The following is a 17,683-nucleotide window of genomic DNA, read 5'->3' on the forward strand; positions in this document are numbered from 1 at the left end:
GGAAAGGCCACCTGCGGGTGGCCTTTCTTTTTTTGCGACAGTTACGCCAGCCTATTGGCAAAGAAAGTGGTCGGCGATTGTCCGAAGGTCTTCTTGAACATGGCGGAGAACGCGGACTGGCTGGCATAGCCAAGTTCGGCGGCGACATGCGACAAGGGCAGGCCGCGCGCGATGAGCGGCGCCGCGTGTGCGAGACGCACCTGCTGTCGCCACTGACTGAAACTCATGCCGAGTTCCCGTTCAAACAGGCGCGCCAGCGTCCGGCCGGAGGCGCCGACCTGTGCCGCCAGTTCATCCAGCGTGTGGGGTGAGGCCGGATCGGCAATCAGCAATTCGCACAATGCCTTCAAGCGCTTGTCGTCCGGCAGCGCAACCCGGATCGGTTGCGTTCGCGAGCGGGCCAGTTCATCGAGGATCAGCGAGGACAGCAAGGCTTCGCGCTCTTCGCCTGCATGCACCTGCGCGAAGGCAAGGATCAGTTCGCGCAGCAGCGACGACACCTCCAGGACTTCGCATTCTTCGCCTTTGAACGGGGAGGCATCGGCATGCACGTACAGCGCCCGCAGCTTTGCCTTTTCGAGAGTGGCAACTTCATGCAGCGACCTGGGCGGGATCCAGATCGCGCGCATCGGCGGCACGATCCAGGTGCTGTTGCCGACAGTGACGCGCACGACGCCGTCCAGCGCGTAGGTAACCTGTCCCCACGCATGACTGTGCGCGGCGAGCAGTTCCGATGCGTCGAGGTCGCGCGCTACCAGTCGCACCGGCCGCTTCGGCGTCGGCGCCGTGCCGGGGAGATGCAGACGGGTATGGGTGACAGGCAGCGTTGCCATGACTATACGAGGAATTCCGCTTTGGCTGATATTCGATAAAAATTGTCGTTCTATCTTAAAACAGACGCGCCTGTTTTGCATAGACTCATGTCATCCCAGAAACCAAAGAGAGTGTCATGACGACTGCCGCCGTTCCCAATTTCCGCCAGGATGCCCAGGTGATCGGCCTCGTCGGCCTCGCCCATGGCGTATCGCATTTTTTTCATTTGATCCTTGCGCCGCTGTTTCCCTGGCTGAAGGAGGCATTCAGTTTGTCGTATGCGGAGCTTGGCTTGCTGATGACGGTCTTCTTCGTTGTCTCCGGCGTCGGTCAGGCGCTTGCCGGTTTCGTGGTCGACCGTGTCGGCGCGCGCAATGTGCTGTTCGCGGGCGTCGGCTTGCTCGGGGTGTCGGCACTGGTACTGTCGCAAGCGTCGAATTACCCGATGCTGTTGGCAGGCTCCATGCTCGCCGGCCTGGGGAACAGCGTGTTTCACCCGTCCGACTACACGCTGTTGAACAAGCGCGTTTCGACGGCGCGACTCGGCCATGCTTTTTCCATGCACGGGATCACGGGCAATCTCGGCTGGGCTGCGGCGCCGGTATTCCTGACCGGCATCGCCGGATTCGCCGGCTGGCATGTGGCGCTGATGGCGGCGGCCTGTGTTCCGTTCGCCCTATTGCTGCTGCTGTTCGTCTACCGCGACGTATTGCGTACTGACGACATCAAGCCGACGGCATCGAAGCATGCAGAAGCGCCCGGCGGTCATGTGCTCGATTTCATGCGTCTGCCCGCGGTATGGATGTGCTTTGCATTTTTCCTGATTACCGCGATGGCGCTGGGCGGAATCCAGAGCTTCTCCTCGCCCAGCCTGCGCGCCTTGTACGGTATGTCGCTTGCTTCCGCCACCGCCGGCTATACGGCCTACATGCTGGCCTCGGCGGCGGGGATGATCTGGGGTGGATTCCTGGCGGCGAAGACCTCGCGGCACGAGCGCACCATTGCCTTCGCATTTACTGCGTCCGGCCTGTTTGCGGTGGTGATCGCGGCCGGCGTCGTGCCGCCCATGATGGCGGTTGTATTGATGGGTGCGGTCGGTTTCGGCGCAGGGATCGCGGGGCCGTCGCGCGACTTGCTGATCCGCGCCGCCTCGCCGAAGAACGCGACCGGCCGCGTGTACGGCGTGGTGTATTCCGGCCTCGATATCGGGCTGTCGATGGCGCCGCTGCTGTTCGGCGCATTGATGGATGCGAATCATCCCGCGTGGGTGTTCATCGGAATCGGTATCTTCCAGTGCATGGCCATCGTGACCGCGGTGGGCGTGGGCACCAATACCGCAAGAACGGCGGTCAAGACTTCACTCGCAGCCTGATCGCAAAAAATCATCCCAAAAGTCATCGCACGCCGCGGTGGCTTTTTTGTTGCCCGGCTCGCTTACAATTCTGTTTATTTGCTTTTCAATGACGGGAGAAGTCGATGAGTTTTGCAACATGTGACATTTGCGACGCCAACGAAGACAAGATCGCCGCCGGCACACTGGCCGTGCTGCCGCCGGTATTCCAGAAATTCGGCAAGCGCGCCGCGTTTTCCGGACAGGCCGCGACGCTGAAGGTATTTGAAGATAACGTGCTGGTGCGTTCCACGCTGGAGACGCCGGGCAATGGACGGGTGCTGGTGGTAGACGGCGGCGGCAGCCTGCGTTGCGCGCTGGTCGGAGGCAATCTCGGCGTGCTGGCGGAGAAAAACGGCTGGGTCGGCATCATCGTCAATGGCTGCATCCGCGATTCGGAGGAGATCAATGCCTGTGACATCGGCGTGCGCGCACTGGCAACCCATCCGCAACGCAGTATCCGCAAGGGTGTCGGCGAGCGCGATATCGCCGTATCGATCGCCGGCGTGACCGTCAGGCCGGGCAACTGGATTTACGCCGATGCGGACGGCGTGCTGGTTTCTGCAGAGGATCTGGCCTGAGCCGAGAGATAAATATCGCTTCAGGTATTCGCCCTCATCCACTTTTTCGCAGTCGCTGGCGCCGCAGATGCAGCAGCGTTCACCCTGTTCTGCTTACCGAAGGAATGGACTCTTACAGCAACTCGATGCTGCGCAGATTCAGATAGCAGCTTTCTCTCGTGGTGCTGACGAAGTCGGCCAGGAATGGCTTGGCCGACAGTTCGGGCAGGCAGGCCGCGTGCAGATGCCCGGTCAGGCCATTCGCGGTAATGCGCCTGGCCAGCACATAGTTGCGATCGAGGTAGTTCCGCGCGGCCCAAACGGGGAGGGTAGCGATGCCGCGCTTGCTGGCGACGAGCTGCAGCATCGCGACTGTCAATTCCGTCGTGCGTCGTTCCGCATTGACGCCGGCCGGCTTGAGTACCTGGCGCACGATATCGAGCATGTCGTCCGGCACCGGGTAGGTAATGAGCGTGTCGGTCGCGAAGTCTTCAGCGTTCAGATACTCGCGCGTGGCGAGCGCATGGTCCTTGGCCAGCAGCGCGATGATTTCAAAACGAAACAGCGGATGATAGTCCACCGCCTCATCCGGATCGACGTCGGACACAATGGCCACGTCCGCCCTGCGGCTGTATAGCAGACCCACCGGGTCGGCGTGAAAGCCTGACACGATATCCAGTTCCACCTCAGGCCAGCGACTGCGGAATACATCCATCGCGGGCATCAACCAGTCGAAACAGGTATGGCACTCGACGGCGATCCGCAATTGCCCCGCCACGCCTTGCGCCATGCGCACCACATCACGCTCCGCATTTTCCACCTGCGGCAGCACGGCATCCGCCAGTTTCAACAGCCGTTCGCCGGCCGGCGTAAAGCGGACCGGCACCGATTTGCGCTCGAACAGCGGCACGCCGTGGTGATCCTCCAGTTGCTTGAGCTGATGCGACAAGGCCGATTGCGTGACGTTGAGCAAGGTCGCTGCGCGCAGCAGGTTGCCCGCTTCGCGCAGCGCGACCAGGGTTTTCAGGTGTCGCAGTTCAAGGATGGATTGCATTATGAGTAAAATTCAAGATGATTCTTAAAATATATCGTTTGAATCATAAATGAGCCTGGGTGAAGATGGCAAGCCTCAAGACCACTTATTGGAGAGCATGTCATGGCAATGGCGCATACCCTGGGTTTCCCGCGCATCGGCGCGCAGCGCGAGCTGAAATTTGCCCTGGAATCGTTCTGGCGCGGCGAAACGGATGAAGCGGCCTTGCAGGAAGTCGGTCATGGTCTGCGCGAGCGCCATTGGACAACGCAAGCCAGGGCCGGGCTGGATTGGGTCAGCGTCGGCGATTTCGCATGGTACGACCAGGTTCTGAACACGCTGGCGCTGCTCGGTGCGATCCCGTCGCGTTTCGGGTTCGATCCGGCGCGCCTGAGCTTGTCCGACTATTTCACGATGGCGCGCGGCAGCAACAAACACTTCGCGATGGAAATGACGAAGTGGTTCGACACCAATTACCACTATCTGGTCCCGGAGTGGACGCCGGATCTGCGCTTTGACGGCGGCGTCGATTGGCTGTTCGATGAAATCGTCGAAGCGCGTGCGCAAGGGCATCGCGTCAAGCCCGTGCTGGTCGGGCCGCTGACGCTGCTATATCTCGGCAAGATCAAATCCGGGCTGACGCACAAGCTTGACCTGTTGCCGCGCGTGGTCGCCGCTTACCAGAAGGTTCTGCGTCGCTTGCAGAGCATCGGCGTGGAGTGGGTGCAGATTGATGAGCCCATTCTCGCGCTTGAACTGGATGCGTCATGGCGTCATGCGTTCGTGCCGACCTATGCGGCACTGAAAACCGCATCGCCCGCCTTGTTGCTTGCCACGTACTTCGACGATGTGAGCGAGCATTCAGAATTGTTGCGTGATCTGCCGGTCGACGGCGTTCACCTGGACTTGGTGCGCGCACCCGAGCAGTTGCAACGCTTTCTGACCGATTGGCCGTCGGACCGTGTGCTCTCTGCCGGGATTGTCGACGGACGCAATATATGGCGTACCGACCTCGACGCCGCACTGGCAAAGCTGGAGCCGCTGCGCAGCGCACTGGGCGAGCGTCTCTGGGTGGCGCCGAGCTGTTCGCTGCTGCATGTGCCGGTCGATCTGGCGCAGGAAACCGCGCTGGATGACGAACTCAAGGGCTGGCTGGCGTTCGCCACGCAAAAGCTCGATGAGGTCGTCGTCCTCAGGCGCGCACTGAATGAAGGCATCGAACCTGTCGAATCACAGTTCGCTGCTGCGCGCGCTGCGATTGCTACTCGCATGACATCGCCGAGGACTCGAAATGCGATTGTGCAAAAGCGCCTTGCTGCCGTGACAGACGCCGATGCGCAGCGCCAGTCCGCGTTCGGCACTCGCGCGTCGAAGCAGCAGGCAAGATGGAAGCTGCCGCTGTTTCCCACCACGACGATCGGCTCCTTTCCACAAACGAAGGAAATCCGGCAAGCGCGCGCCGCATATAAGCGTGGCGACATCGGACACCTCGATTACCTGAATCGCATGCGCGAAGAAATCCGCGTGGCGGTGCGGGAGCAGGAGGCACTCGGCCTCGACGTGCTGGTGCACGGCGAGCCTGAACGCAACGACATGGTCGAATATTTCGGCGAACAGTTGTGGGGCTTCGGCTTCACCGGCAACGGCTGGGTGCAGAGCTACGGTTCGCGCTGCGTGAAACCGCCTTTCATCTACGGCGACGTGTACCGGCCCGAGCCGATGACGGTCGGCTGGAGCCACTTCGCGCAGTCTCTCACCGAAAAGCCGATGAAGGGCATGCTGACCGGACCGGTCACGATGCTGCAATGGTCGTTCGTGCGCGATGACCAGCCGCGCGAAACGACGGCATTGCAGATTGCGCTGGCCTTGCGTGAGGAAGTATGCGACCTGGAGCAGGCCGGCATCGGCATGATCCAGATCGACGAACCGGCCTTCCGCGAAGGTCTGCCACTCAAGCAACGTGATTGGCCGCACTACCTCGAATGGGCGGTGCGGGCATTCAAGGTCAGCGCATCGGGCGTAACGGATGAAACGCAGATCCACACCCACATGTGCTATTCCGAGTTCAACGACATCCTTCCCTGGATTGCCGCGATGGACGCGGATGTGATCACCATCGAGACTTCACGCTCGGACATGGAGCTGCTCGAAGGTTTCGGCGAATTCGCCTATCCGAACGATATCGGTCCGGGCGTGTATGACATCCATTCGCCGCGCATTCCTCGCGCCAAGGAAATGATGCGGCTGTTGCAGAAGGCGAGGGAAGTCATTCCGGATGCGCGTCTGTGGGTCAACCCGGATTGTGGACTCAAGACGCGCGGCTGGCCTGAAACGCGCGAGGCTTTGTCGCGCATGGTCTGCGCCGCGCGGGAACTTCGGCAAATGGTTGACGCCGGACAGGGCGAAGCGCTTGCCGGATCGGCCTGAGCGCGCAATCAATGAGGATGCCGATGGTGAATATCCGGAAAGTGGGGATGGCTATGCACCAGCGGCTCGTGTTCATGCGGATGCGTGTGCGGCTCCGTGCCATCCCAAGTGAAGTCATGCGCATGCTGATGGTGCGCGTCGTGGCTGTGCGCATGCGTGTGCGACAAGCGCGTGTGGGTGTGCATGTGATTGTGGGTTTCGGTCAAATGCAACCAGATGCCGATCACCATCAGGGCAGCCGCCATCCAGAAAGTCGGTTCCGGCCGCTCGCCCAGCATCAGCATGGCAATCAACGCACCGGCAAATGGCGCGGTTGAAAAGTAAGCGCCGGTGCGTGCGGTGCCCAGATGGCGCAGCGCCAGCACGAACAGGACGAGGCTGAGCCCGTAGCCGGAAAAGCCGATCACGCCCGCGGCGGCAAACTCGACCGGCGCGGGAAAGGGTAATCCGAGCCATGCCAATGCGAATGACAGATTGACCGCTCCCGCGGCGAGTCCTTTCACCGCCGCGATCTGAACCGCATCGCTGGCCGACACCTTGCGCGTCAGGTTGTTGTCGATCGCCCAGCACAGGCAGGCTGCCACCACGCACAAGGCGCCCCAGGACACGTCAATCGATTGCCCGAACGCGCTTCCGCCGGTCAGCAGCGCGCCGGCGCAAATGATCATTATCATGCCTATGAAGATGCGCCGGTCGAAGTGTTCGCGAAAGACGAACCAGGCGAGCAATGCCGTGAACACGCCTTCCATGTTCAAGAGCAGCGAGGCCGACGCGCCGCTCACATAGCGGAGCCCCGTCATCAGCAGCACCGGACCGACTATGCCACCGGCAAATACCGCGCCCGCCAGCCAGGGCAAGTCGGCCGCCGTGAGCGAAGCGCCTGCTCCGCCAGCGCGCCGAAGCAGGCGGCGCACCATGAGCCACACGCTCAAGCCGATGCCGCTGCCGAGGTACAGTAGGGCGGCCAGCAAGACCGGCTCAATTTGCCCGATCATCAGCTTGGCAAAGGGGGTGCTGGCGCCAAACAGAAGCGCGGCCAGCAATGCGTAAGGAATGCCTGGGTTCATGGTGTAGGCGTGATGTGTCGTTCGGTCGGTTTCCATTGTATTCGCATCAAGAATCCGTGCCGTGCAGAAGACCTCCTGCGGTAGATGTGAGGGTGCAGACGCAGTTCCCTGTATGTCAGGGTCTTCTGGCACCGTCGGTGTTGAGAATTGCTGGTGAAGGGAGTCGGAATGTTGAAGCGGAGATGCAAATCAAAGGCCTCATTTGCCGAGCATTCGCTTAATCCAGGTCAAGTTTTCATATCGCGAAATTCGCGTTTCGTATCGCGAAAAACTCCGACGCAGAGCGTCACAATCTTGTTTCATTTTAAGAAAAAACGTTTCATATCGCAAAATACAACAATCAAGTAATTGAAAAATAAAGAATTAATTTTAGTTATATGTCTTATATAAGACCTTGTTGCCTCGCAAAAAAGCGCATATTATTCCTCCATCGAGTTTTCTTTTTCTTTTCACCGGTTTTACCAAGGAGAATAACCATGGCATCTCGCGAACAGCAAATTCAGGCATTGCTCAAGGACTGGGCTGAAAACCCGCGCTGGAAAGGCATCAAGCGTAACTACACCGCGGAAGACGTCGTCCGTCTGCGCGGATCCATGCCGATCGAGCACACGCTGGCCAAGCGCGGCGCAGAGAAGCTGTGGGAAAAAATCAACGGCGGCGCTAAGAAGGGCTATGTGAACGCCTTCGGTGCGATCAGCGCCGGTCAAGCGATGCAGCAGGCCAAGGCTGGCCTGGAAGCCGTGTACCTCTCCGGCTGGCAAGTCGCTGCCGACGGCAACACCTCCGAAACCATGTATCCCGACCAGTCGCTGTACGCATACGACTCCGTGCCGACCATGGTTCGCCGCATCAACAACACCTTCAAGCGCGCTGACGAAATTCAATGGTCGCGTGGCGTGAACCCGGGCGATGAAGGCTTCATCGACTACTTCCTGCCGATCGTTGCTGACGCTGAAGCCGGTTTCGGCGGCGTGCTGAACGCCTTCGAACTGATGAAGAACATGATCACCGCTGGCGCAGCCGGCGTGCACTTCGAAGACCAGCTGGCTGCAGTGAAGAAGTGCGGCCACATGGGCGGCAAGGTGCTGGTTCCGACGCAAGAGGCAATCGAGAAGCTGGTTGCTGCACGTTTCGCAGCCGACGTCATGGGCGTTCCGACCATCGTTCTGGCACGTACCGATGCTGAAGCAGCGAACCTGATCACGTCCGACCACGACGCCAACGACAAGCCGTTCCTGACCGGCGAGCGTACCCAGGAAGGCTTCTACCGCGTCAAGAACGGCCTGGAGCAAGCCATCAGCCGCGGCGTTGCCTACGCTCCGTACGCTGACCTGGTATGGTGCGAAACCGGCACGCCGGATCTGGGCTTTGCCCGCGAATTCGCGCAAGCCGTGCACGCTGCATGCCCGGGCAAGCTGCTGTCCTACAACTGCTCGCCGTCCTTCAACTGGAAGAAGAACCTGGACGACAAGACGATCGCTCAATTCCAGGACAAGCTGTCCGAACTGGGCTACAAGTATCAGTTCATCACGCTGGCAGGCATCCATATCAACTGGTTCAACACATTCCAGTTCGCGCACGCATACGCTCGCGGCGAAGGCATGAAGCACTACGTCAACATGGTGCAGGAGCCGGAATTCGCAGCACGCGAAAAGGGTTACACCTTCGTGTCGCACCAGCAGGAAGTTGGCGCTGGCTACTTCGACGAAGTGACCACCGTGATCCAAGGCGGTTCCTCGTCCGTGAAGGCGCTGACCGGTTCGACCGAAGAAGAGCAGTTCCACTGATCTGCCTGATCTCCCTGCGGGGCGGCCGCTTCGGCGGCCGGAATAAGCCTCGGGTGTGGCAAGGTTGTGCAAAGACCCCGTCTTTTTCGAAAGGCGGGGTCTTTTGTTTTGGATGTGCGATGTTCGCCTGCCGTGCCAGGCGTATCGCGAGATTGTCCGCCTGACTGCTTGACGAAGCAGACGCCAGGCCGGTCAGTGATTGTCGGTCCCGTCGAACGAATATCGCTTTTCGCGGAACAGGCGTAGGCAGGCGTCAACCGCCTGCGGGTCATACCAGCTGCCTCGATTGGTCTCGATCTCTTCCAGTGCGGCCTCGAGTCCGAGTCCCGGACGATACGGACGGTGCGAGGTCATCGCTTCCACCACATCGGCGACCGTCACGATGCGCGATTCGAGCAGAATCTCGTCGTCCTTCAGATGATTCGGATACCCCGAGCCGTCGAGGCGTTCATGATGCTCCAGGATGATGCGCGCGATCGGCCAGGGAAAGCGGACGTCCTTGACGATATCGTGTCCCGCCTGCGGGTGCGTCTTGATCAGCTCCAGCTCGATCGGGCTGATTTTCCCCGGCTTGTTCAGGATCTCCGACGGAACCTGGATCTTGCCGACATCATGAATCGACGCCGCGAGGTGCATGCCCTCGATCGTCGACTCGGGCAGGCCCATTTCGCGGCCGATGGCGCTTGCAAGCAGCGCCACCCGGCGCTGATGACCGGCAGTGTAGGGATCCCGAAATTCGAGTGTCGTGGCGATGGCCTGAATCGATTCCATCAGGCTCTGGCGCAGGATGGAGTCGTATTCCTGCTGCACTTTTGCCATGCGGTCACGATCTGCCCGCATGCGCAACGTCGTGATGCCAAAGGCGAGATCGTCGGCCATTTCCTGCAGCAATCTGACTTCGTCCGGGCTGAAGGCATCGGGCTCGCAGGCGTAAATCGTGAGCGAGCCGTGCACGCAGAAGGAGTCGCCGAGCGGGAAGGAAATGCTCGACTGGTAGCCGCGTTTCAATGCTTCCTCGCGCCAGGGTTTCATGAGCGGGTTGGTGGCGAAATTGTGATTCACCTGGGTGACGCCGGTTCGAATGGCGGCGCCGGTCGGACCGCGACCGTTCTCGCTGTCCGACCAGAAAATCCGGGACAGTGCCAGAAAGCCCTCGTCCCGCCCGAAGTGCGCCACAGGCTGAACTGTCTTCGGAGTGTCATGCAAGGCTTTTCCGACCCATGCCATGGGATATCCGCCGATCTCGACGATGACGCGGCAGACCGCATTCAGGAGCGTGGGTTCGTCCTGCGCATGGATCAGCATGTCGTTCACGGCGGAGAGTGTGCGCAGCGCCCGGTCGGCGCGCTCCAATGCGAGCTGATCTTCCTTGAGTCCCGTAATGTCGCGGCCGACACCCGACATCTTCAAGGGCTTGCCGCTGCTGTCGAAGCTGACGCTGCCGTTGACGCCGATCCAGTGAATGCTCTTATCCGGCCAGATTACCCGGAATTCGGCTGAATAATCTTCGTCGCCGTGAAGTGCGCGATCGATTTTATCGGCGAGCATGGTTCGGTCCTGCGGATGAACCAGCTGAAAGAATGTTGCGCGATTCGCTTCCGATTGATCCTTCGGCAATCCGAGCAGTGCAATGAAATCGCCGGAATATTTCACCTTGTCGCGTGTCACGTCCCAGGTCCAGGCACCCATATGCGCTGCGCTCATGGCTTGCGCCAGACGCTCTTCGCTAGTGAGCAGTTTTTCCTCCGCCGCCTTGCGTTGCGTGATGTCGTCGAGCGTCGCCACGACGCCTTCCAGCTTTCCGCTGGCATCGCGCAGCGGGGAGGCATTGACGGAAAGCAGGATGCGTTTTCCGTCGCGTCCTTCGATGGCCAATTCGCAGTCGTACACGGGGTGCTTGCTTGTCAGCGCCTTGTGGAAGGGCAGATCGTCGTCGGACAAAGTCTTGCCGCGCAAGTCCGTGATCCGCCAGCTTGCCGAGTTCCAGGGCAACTGCATCAACTCTTCCTTGCTGCACTTCAGGATCTGCTGCGCTTCGGCGTTGACAAATTTCATGCGCCCGTTGAGATCCCATACCGTGATGCCGATCGGGCTGGTCGCCGTGATGTTGGAGAGCAGCGCGTGCGCCTGTTCGAGGGCGCGTTCCGCCTTCTTGGTTTCGGTGACGTCGCGCGCGGCGATGAATATGCCGGCAATACGGCCCGCTTCGTCAAAGTGCACGCTGCCGTTGCAGAGCACATGCGTTGCCCTTCCGTCGATGTGACGGATTGCCAGCGCATAGTCGCGCGCCAGGCCACGCTCGAGCACGGCCTTGAATATCGCATGCGCCTTTTCCGGTTCGACGAAGTAAGTGCTGAAATCGCTTCCGATCAATCCCGCGCGATCGATGCCGGTCACTTCCTCCATGGCGTGATTGGCCCCGGTCACCTTGCCGCCCATGCCGACGGTGACCAATGGATCGAGGCTGGTTTCGATCAGGCCGTGCACATAGGCGGAAGCGGCGCGTGTCTTCGCTTCGGCCCGCACCAGCCGCTCGAACGGCTCGCGAACGCTGCTGATGAATACGGCGTGGTAGATGAAGCCGAACGACACCACGGTGTAGACATGGCCGAGGAGATTGAATACATCGGTCACATCGGCGTACAGGGTAAAACACAGCTCGCCGAGTATCGAGACAGCAGCGGCGGAGAAAAGGCTGGGGATGTTGTATGCCGGATCCTGTTGCGGTATCCGGAAAAACGCAATGGCGGCAACGGCGAAGAGGGCGACAAGAATGTATTCGGCACCGACTTTTATTTCTGTCAGGCCTTGTCCGGGGATAAAGGTGCGCGGAAGCAGATCGCGATGAAACAGGCCGACCCAGCCGATCAGCAGCGCCACGGCCAAGCCGCCGCCCAGCTGCATATAACGCACGGATGGCCGGGAAAACGGCTTCCATGGGCGGAACGCGACGTACAGGAGCAAGGCCGCAAACAGGGAACGTGCCGCGAGCCAGAAGTTGATCGCCTTTTCCGGATCTGCCGGTGTGACGAACTCGGGCATGCCGGCAAAGGACAGCATATGGAAGACATGAATAATGCCGGTGGCGAGCAAGCCGGTCGCAAGCAGAATCGTGTTGCCCGGCCGCTCGCGGCTGTAGGCATTCCACGCGACGCCAAACACCATGCCGCACACCACGATGGCGAACGTCTCGAGTAGGGTGTGCAGCCAGGCATAGTGGGATACGCCTGCGAATGCGTGTTGAGGCGGCGCTTGCCAGACGATGAGAAAAATGACTGCAAGGGCGAACAGAAAGATGGCCTGGCGCCGCTTGAGACGCTTCAATTCGGGAATACGCAGATGCGAGGGCTGAACGCTCGCGACCTTGCCCATTTGACCTAGGCCGGACAGCGGAATGGAAGAATTTTCTTGATTCATTGCGACGTAGATCCGCACGAATGCACGCTGGTCATGCAGTTCGCGCGCCGGCACGATCCTTTTTGATGTGTGCAGCGCTATATTGCTTAATAGTACTACTGTTTAATACCTGGCAGCGGCGTATGAGTTTTTCCAAATCAAGAAATATCCACGCATCGGCAAGAAACTGCCTTTCTTGCAATCATGCTGCCCGTTCCTACGATGCTGGCGTGCAAACCGCGCTGGCGTCGAAAGGATTCGCCCGAACAACATCCACCGCTCGTTGCGGCGCTTCATGACGGAATCTTGCAGCCCCGCGCAGTCGAAAAAGGTTTTCACAATTCTTGAATTTGGTTGATAATGTCATCCATTGTGCAAAAAAGTTGATGTTGTTAACCAAATGGCTGCCATGCTTTCAGACGAGGTGTTCGAGTCGATCCACACCATCATGCATCTCTATCGCTCGCGTCAGTACCGTGGTCTGCGCGATGGGCCTCACGACATCACGCACATGGAAAACAAGGTGCTGGGTTTCTTTGCAAGGCATCCCGGTGCTACCCAGAGCGACCTTGTCACGCACTCTGGGCGCGACAAGGCGCAGCTTGCGCGCCTGATTCGCGGCTTGCGCGACAAGGGATTGCTGGAGGCCCGCATCGATGAGGGCGACCGCCGCAGCACGCATCTGCAACTTACGCAGCAAGGGCGGGCCATTCACAGGAGTTTGCACAAACAGGGATCTCGCCTGTCCGGTGTCGCCGTGAAGGGTCTGAGCGCGGAGGAATGCGGGCAGCTTGTGTCCTTGCTTCAGCGGGTGCGCGCCAATCTTGAATCCGAGCCCGAATAGCGAACCGCCCGAGGAGCCACGTTTTGCCGTCCTGGATACTTACCGCCACGCTTGCCGGGCTTGCAATGCTCGGCGCATTCGCCATCGACACCTTCCTGCCGTCCTTTCCGGCGATTGCCGGCCAGTTTTCGGTCAGCCTCGCGGTCGTGCAGCAGACTTTGAGCGCGTACCTGCTCGCCTTTTCCGTCATGAGCCTGTTTTACGGAACGCTGTCCGATTCCTTCGGGCGCCGTCCGGTCGTCCTGGGGTCCTTGCTGCTCTTTACAGCAGCCTCCATCGGCGCCGCACTTGCCCCCAGTTTCGGATGGCTGTTGACCTTTCGCGTGCTGCAAGGATTGTCGGCCGGCGGCGGGCGCGTGGTCGGCCAGGCGATCATCCGAGATCATTTCACGGGCGCGGCGGCACAACGCCTGATGTCGCATGTCACGATGGTATTCGGACTGGCGCCGGCCATTGCGCCCGTGCTGGGGGGATATTTGCATGTCGCTTTCGGCTGGCGCTCGGTCTTCGTTTTCATGACCGTGTTCGGGCTGGCATTGCTCCTGGCGTGCTTCCGCTTCTTGCCGGAGAGCCTACCGCGGCAATCTCGTATTCGATTTCATCCGGTCACGCTGGCGACAAATTATTGGAACGCATTGCGGCATCCGCAATTCGTGGCCAGAACACTGGCCGTCGGACTCGCCTTCGGCGGAATGGGACTCTACATTGCCTCTGCGCCCAGTTTCATCATCGAGATCTTGCATCTACCCGAGACGGCGTTTGCCTGGCTGTTTTTGCCGATGATCGGAGGGATGGTGCTTGGTTCCGCGCTCAGCGGCAAGCTGGCGCATCGCATGCAGCAAAACGTCTTGCTGCGAATCGGATTTGCCTGCATGGGAGTTGCTGCCGCCGGCAATCTGGCCTACAACGCGCTTTTCGTTGCCAAGGTGCCTTGGGCCGTCCTGCCACTCATGCTCTACACGTTCGGATTGGGCCTGACCATGCCAGTGATGAGCCTCATGGCGCTTGACCTTTTTCCGAGAACGCGCGGACTGGCGGCATCCCTGATGAGCTTCGTGCAGATGCTGATTTTCTCTCTCGTGTCTGGCGTGGTTGCCCCGATGCTCTTTGATAGCGCAATTCAATTGGCGCAAGGCGTTCTTGCCTTTTTCATGCTCACTCTCGCTTGCTGGGCGATCGGTGCGCGAGTTCGTAAAGAAGGCGAAATGACGAAGCGGGAGAGCTGAAGTTGAAGCGCCCGCCAGTCTGCAACAAATGCATTGACCATGACAAGCTGGCGGTGGAATAGTGGTGCCGGCTGTTAAAATGGGCGCCCTCACCAATCATCACTGCCGGGCATCCCCATGTTGAGTTACCGCCACGCCTTCCATGCAGGCAATCATGCGGACGTGCTGAAACACGTCGTGCTTATCCAGTTGCTGCGCTACCTCGGACAGAAGGACGCGCCGTACATGTACATCGATACGCATGCGGGCGCCGGCGTCTATGCGCTCGACACCGGATACGCAGCCAAGAACACAGAATACGAATCCGGCATCAGCCGCTTGTGGGATCGCACCGACCTGCCGCCGGCCCTGGCAGAGTATGTCGGCTTGATCAAAGAGATGAACCCGAGCGGCAAGATGCGCTATTACCCGGGATCTCCTTACTGTGCGGACAAGGTTGCGCGCGAGCAGGACAGGATTCGCCTGTTCGAATTGCATCCGAGCGAGAGCAAAATTCTGGAAGAAAACTTCCGCAAAACGGAGTCCCATGCCGCTGCGCAAGGCCAGCGCGTGAACGCACGCGGCAAGCGGACAATGATTCAGAAAACGGACGGCTTCATCGGCCTGAAATCCTTGTTGCCGCCGCCCTCGCGTCGCGGGCTCGTCCTGATCGATCCGCCCTATGAAGTGAAGGATGACTACCGGCGTGTGAAAGACACGCTGGTGGATGCATTGGACCGCTTCCCGACAGGCACCTATGCGGTCTGGTACCCGGTGCTCAACCGTATGGAGTCGCGTCAGCTGCCCGACAAGCTCAAGCGTTTACCCGTCAAGGAATGGTTGAACGTCACCTTGTCCGTGAGCACGCCGTCACCCGATGGCTTCGGCTTGCACAGCAGCGGAATGTTCATCATCAACCCGCCCTGGACGCTGGAGCCGATGTTGCGCGAACTGATGCCGTATCTGGTGAAGGCGCTGGCACAAGACCCGGGCGCCGGGTTTACATTGGAAACCGGCACTGGTCTCGGCACCCAGGGCGGCGCGCGCCGCGGCTGATTGCTTGCTTATTCGTTGGAAAAATCGATCCCGCACAGGGCAAGACCTGTAACCATTTGAATCATTGAAACGATTTTCAATCATAAAGAGAGAAAATCAATTCAAGTCCGTCCGTGCTGTGCCGACCTCGTTTGAGCATGCGGCCCGCCGGAGCGGCGTTCAAGGAAAAAAGTACCGTGCCAATGGACGATTTCGTAGCCAATATTTCGCCGGAGATTTTCACACGCGCGCATCCCGGACGGGAGTTTTTCCTCGCGCGGCAGCCCATCCTCGATCGCGATCAAGAACTCATTGCGTACGAACTCCTGTTTCGCAGTGCCGCAGCAGGACCCGCCAACGTCACCGACGATGTTGCAGCGACAGCCACCGTTATCGCGCATGCTTCGGAACTCGGCATGGAGAACGTCATCGGCGTTTCCCGCGCTTTCATCAACGTGGACTCCGCGGTCCTGATGAGCGACTTCATCCAGTTTCTTCCACGCGAGCGCGTTGTGCTCGAGATCCTCGAGACCGTGAAGGTCACGGACCGGCTGGTCGGGCGTGTGCGGGAACTTGTTCGCGAGGGATACGTATTTGCGCTGGATGATGTGGTCGCCGATTCGGACGGCGTGCAGAAGCTCTTGCCCTTGGTCGAAGTGATCAAGGTGGATATCAAAGGAGTTGAGCAAGAGGGCTTGTCCCGACTGAGCGCCAGATTCAAGCAGGCAGAAAAGAAGTTGTTGGCAGAAAAAGTGGAGAATCTTGCGCAGTTCCAGATCTGCCTCGATCTCGGCTTCGATTATTTCCAGGGATATTACTTCGCCAAGCCCTTGGTGCTGACGGGCAAAAAGCTGTCGCCATCACAGATGACCATCATGCGATTGATGGCGCAAGTCATTTCCAATGCGGATAACGCCGAGCTTGAACGCAACATCAAGCGGGATGCTTCGCTTGGCCTGATGCTCCTGCGACTCGCTAATGCGGCGGAAGGACAACGCATCAATTCTCTGGGACAGGCACTGACGGTCCTGGGGCGGGCTCAGCTGCAGCGCTGGCTGCAGATCCTGCTCTATGCTGAATTCGGCAGGCCGCGAGGCGTGGTGTCGCCGCTGTTTGTCCTGGCAACGACACGCGGGAAGCTGCTTGAATTGATGGCAGAGAAAATCCGGCCGGGGGATCATGCGATGGCCGATACCGCATTTACGGTCGGCATCATGTCGCTGATGGATGCCTTGTTCGGACTGCCCATGGAACAAGCCCTGGCGCGCTTGCACGTAGCCGATGAAGTCAAGGATGCGCTCTTGTCGCGTAGCGGGATCTTCGGCGACATGCTCAAGCTGGTGGAATGCATCGAGCACATCGAGGAGGCCGGCGAACAGGCTCACGCATTGCTGCAAAAACTGCAACTGTCGAGCGAAGACCTGTACGAACTGCAGCTCGCCGCCTTTGAGTGGAGCAATGCGATTTCGCATAGCGCAAACTGATTGCCGTGAGCGTCTGTCTCGAACGCGCCGCACGGGGCTACAATAGCCAATTATGAGCAAAGCATTTGTCAAGGAATCGGACGACGATGATGACGTCGACGTCGGCTTGCCCGCCATACCGGCCGGCACGAAAAACTACATCACGCCGGCCGGCCACAAGCGCCTGAAGGACGAGTTGTTGCACCTGATCGACGTCGACCGGCCCGAGGTGGTCGGCATCGTGTCGTGGGCCGCCTCCAATGGCGATCGGTCGGAGAACGGCGACTACATTTACGGCAAGCGCCGCCTGCGCGAGATCGACCGCCGCATCCGCTTCCTGACCAAGCGCCTGGACAATGCCGAGGTGGTCGATCCGACCGTGCATCACGGCAGCGATCAGATCTTTTTCGGCGCGACCGTAACTTATGAGAATCAGGCAGGCGACGAATTTACCGTCACCATTGTCGGCATCGACGAACTCGACCCCCTCAATGGCAAAATCAGCTGGATTTCCCCCGTGGCGCGCGCCTTGATCAAGGCCAGAGAGGGCGACTCGGTGGTGCTGAAAACGCCTGCCGGTATCGATGAACTCACCATCCTCGAAGTCAGCTATCCGGCGTCATAAGCGATTGGTGGTTGATTTGATTCGTGCCAGGACAGGAC

Annotated in this window: 13 protein-coding genes; 9 read left to right on the forward strand and 4 right to left on the reverse strand. The window is 59.6% G+C overall.

The features are described 5' to 3' along the window. Window positions 1-41: 41 nt before the first annotated feature. Window positions 42-833, reverse strand: a complete 792-nt coding sequence (locus tag VJ651_RS15215) for a helix-turn-helix transcriptional regulator (protein WP_324108263.1) — start codon at window positions 831-833, stop codon at window positions 42-44. A 116-nt stretch (window positions 834-949) separates the two neighbouring features. Here VJ651_RS15215 and VJ651_RS15220 point away from each other — a divergent pair, with 116 nt between their 5' ends. Continuing rightward, entirely contained in the window at window positions 950-2,185 is a 1,236-nt protein-coding gene (locus VJ651_RS15220; RefSeq protein ID WP_324108264.1) for an MFS transporter, read from the forward strand. A gap of 104 nt (window positions 2,186-2,289) precedes the next feature. Then, the gene (gene rraA, locus VJ651_RS15225; RefSeq protein WP_324108265.1) at window positions 2,290-2,784 is read left to right on the forward strand and encodes a ribonuclease E activity regulator RraA; all 495 of its coding nucleotides are present in this window, start codon (window positions 2,290-2,292) and stop codon (window positions 2,782-2,784) included. A gap of 112 nt (window positions 2,785-2,896) precedes the next feature. Here the strand turns inward: rraA and VJ651_RS15230 are convergent, their stop codons facing one another. Continuing rightward, the gene (locus VJ651_RS15230; RefSeq protein WP_324108288.1) at window positions 2,897-3,820 is read right to left on the reverse strand and encodes a LysR family transcriptional regulator; all 924 of its coding nucleotides are present in this window, start codon (window positions 3,818-3,820) and stop codon (window positions 2,897-2,899) included. A gap of 99 nt (window positions 3,821-3,919) precedes the next feature. Between VJ651_RS15230 and metE the strand changes: the two genes are divergently transcribed. Next, window positions 3,920-6,223, forward strand: coding sequence for a 5-methyltetrahydropteroyltriglutamate--homocysteine S-methyltransferase (gene metE, locus VJ651_RS15235; RefSeq protein ID WP_324108266.1), 2,304 nt, complete (start codon window positions 3,920-3,922; stop codon window positions 6,221-6,223). 8 nt (window positions 6,224-6,231) lie between these two features. Here metE and VJ651_RS15240 read toward each other — a convergent pair whose 3' ends face one another. Next, the gene (locus VJ651_RS15240; RefSeq protein WP_324108267.1) at window positions 6,232-7,326 is read right to left on the reverse strand and encodes a DMT family transporter; all 1,095 of its coding nucleotides are present in this window, start codon (window positions 7,324-7,326) and stop codon (window positions 6,232-6,234) included. A gap of 440 nt (window positions 7,327-7,766) precedes the next feature. Here VJ651_RS15240 and aceA point away from each other — a divergent pair, with 440 nt between their 5' ends. Next, entirely contained in the window at window positions 7,767-9,077 is a 1,311-nt protein-coding gene (gene aceA, locus VJ651_RS15245; protein ID WP_136415499.1) for an isocitrate lyase, read from the forward strand. A 192-nt stretch (window positions 9,078-9,269) separates the two neighbouring features. Here the strand turns inward: aceA and VJ651_RS15250 are convergent, their stop codons facing one another. Continuing rightward, window positions 9,270-12,494, reverse strand: coding sequence for an MASE3 domain-containing protein (locus tag VJ651_RS15250; protein WP_324108268.1), 3,225 nt, complete (start codon window positions 12,492-12,494; stop codon window positions 9,270-9,272). A 388-nt stretch (window positions 12,495-12,882) separates the two neighbouring features. Between VJ651_RS15250 and VJ651_RS15255 the strand changes: the two genes are divergently transcribed. The 5 genes from VJ651_RS15255 (at window position 12,883) to greB (ending at window position 17,645) form a co-directional block, all read left to right on the forward strand. Then, a complete protein-coding gene (locus VJ651_RS15255) occupies window positions 12,883-13,317 on the forward strand; it encodes a MarR family winged helix-turn-helix transcriptional regulator (protein WP_324108269.1) in 435 nt (144 codons plus the stop codon). Between the two features lie 23 nt (window positions 13,318-13,340). Beyond that, window positions 13,341-14,543, forward strand: coding sequence for a multidrug effflux MFS transporter (locus VJ651_RS15260; RefSeq protein WP_324108270.1), 1,203 nt, complete (start codon window positions 13,341-13,343; stop codon window positions 14,541-14,543). Between the two features lie 117 nt (window positions 14,544-14,660). After that, window positions 14,661-15,578, forward strand: coding sequence for a 23S rRNA (adenine(2030)-N(6))-methyltransferase RlmJ (locus VJ651_RS15265; protein ID WP_324108271.1), 918 nt, complete (start codon window positions 14,661-14,663; stop codon window positions 15,576-15,578). A 182-nt stretch (window positions 15,579-15,760) separates the two neighbouring features. Continuing rightward, window positions 15,761-17,041, forward strand: a complete 1,281-nt coding sequence (locus tag VJ651_RS15270; RefSeq protein ID WP_324108272.1) for an EAL and HDOD domain-containing protein — start codon at window positions 15,761-15,763, stop codon at window positions 17,039-17,041. Between the two features lie 52 nt (window positions 17,042-17,093). After that, entirely contained in the window at window positions 17,094-17,645 is a 552-nt protein-coding gene (greB, locus tag VJ651_RS15275) for a transcription elongation factor GreB (protein WP_324108273.1), read from the forward strand. The last annotated feature ends 38 nt before the right edge of the window (window positions 17,646-17,683 follow it).

It is taken from the genome of Noviherbaspirillum sp., from assembly GCF_035254865.1.
Taxonomy (GTDB): Bacteria; Pseudomonadota; Gammaproteobacteria; order Burkholderiales; family Burkholderiaceae_D; genus Noviherbaspirillum.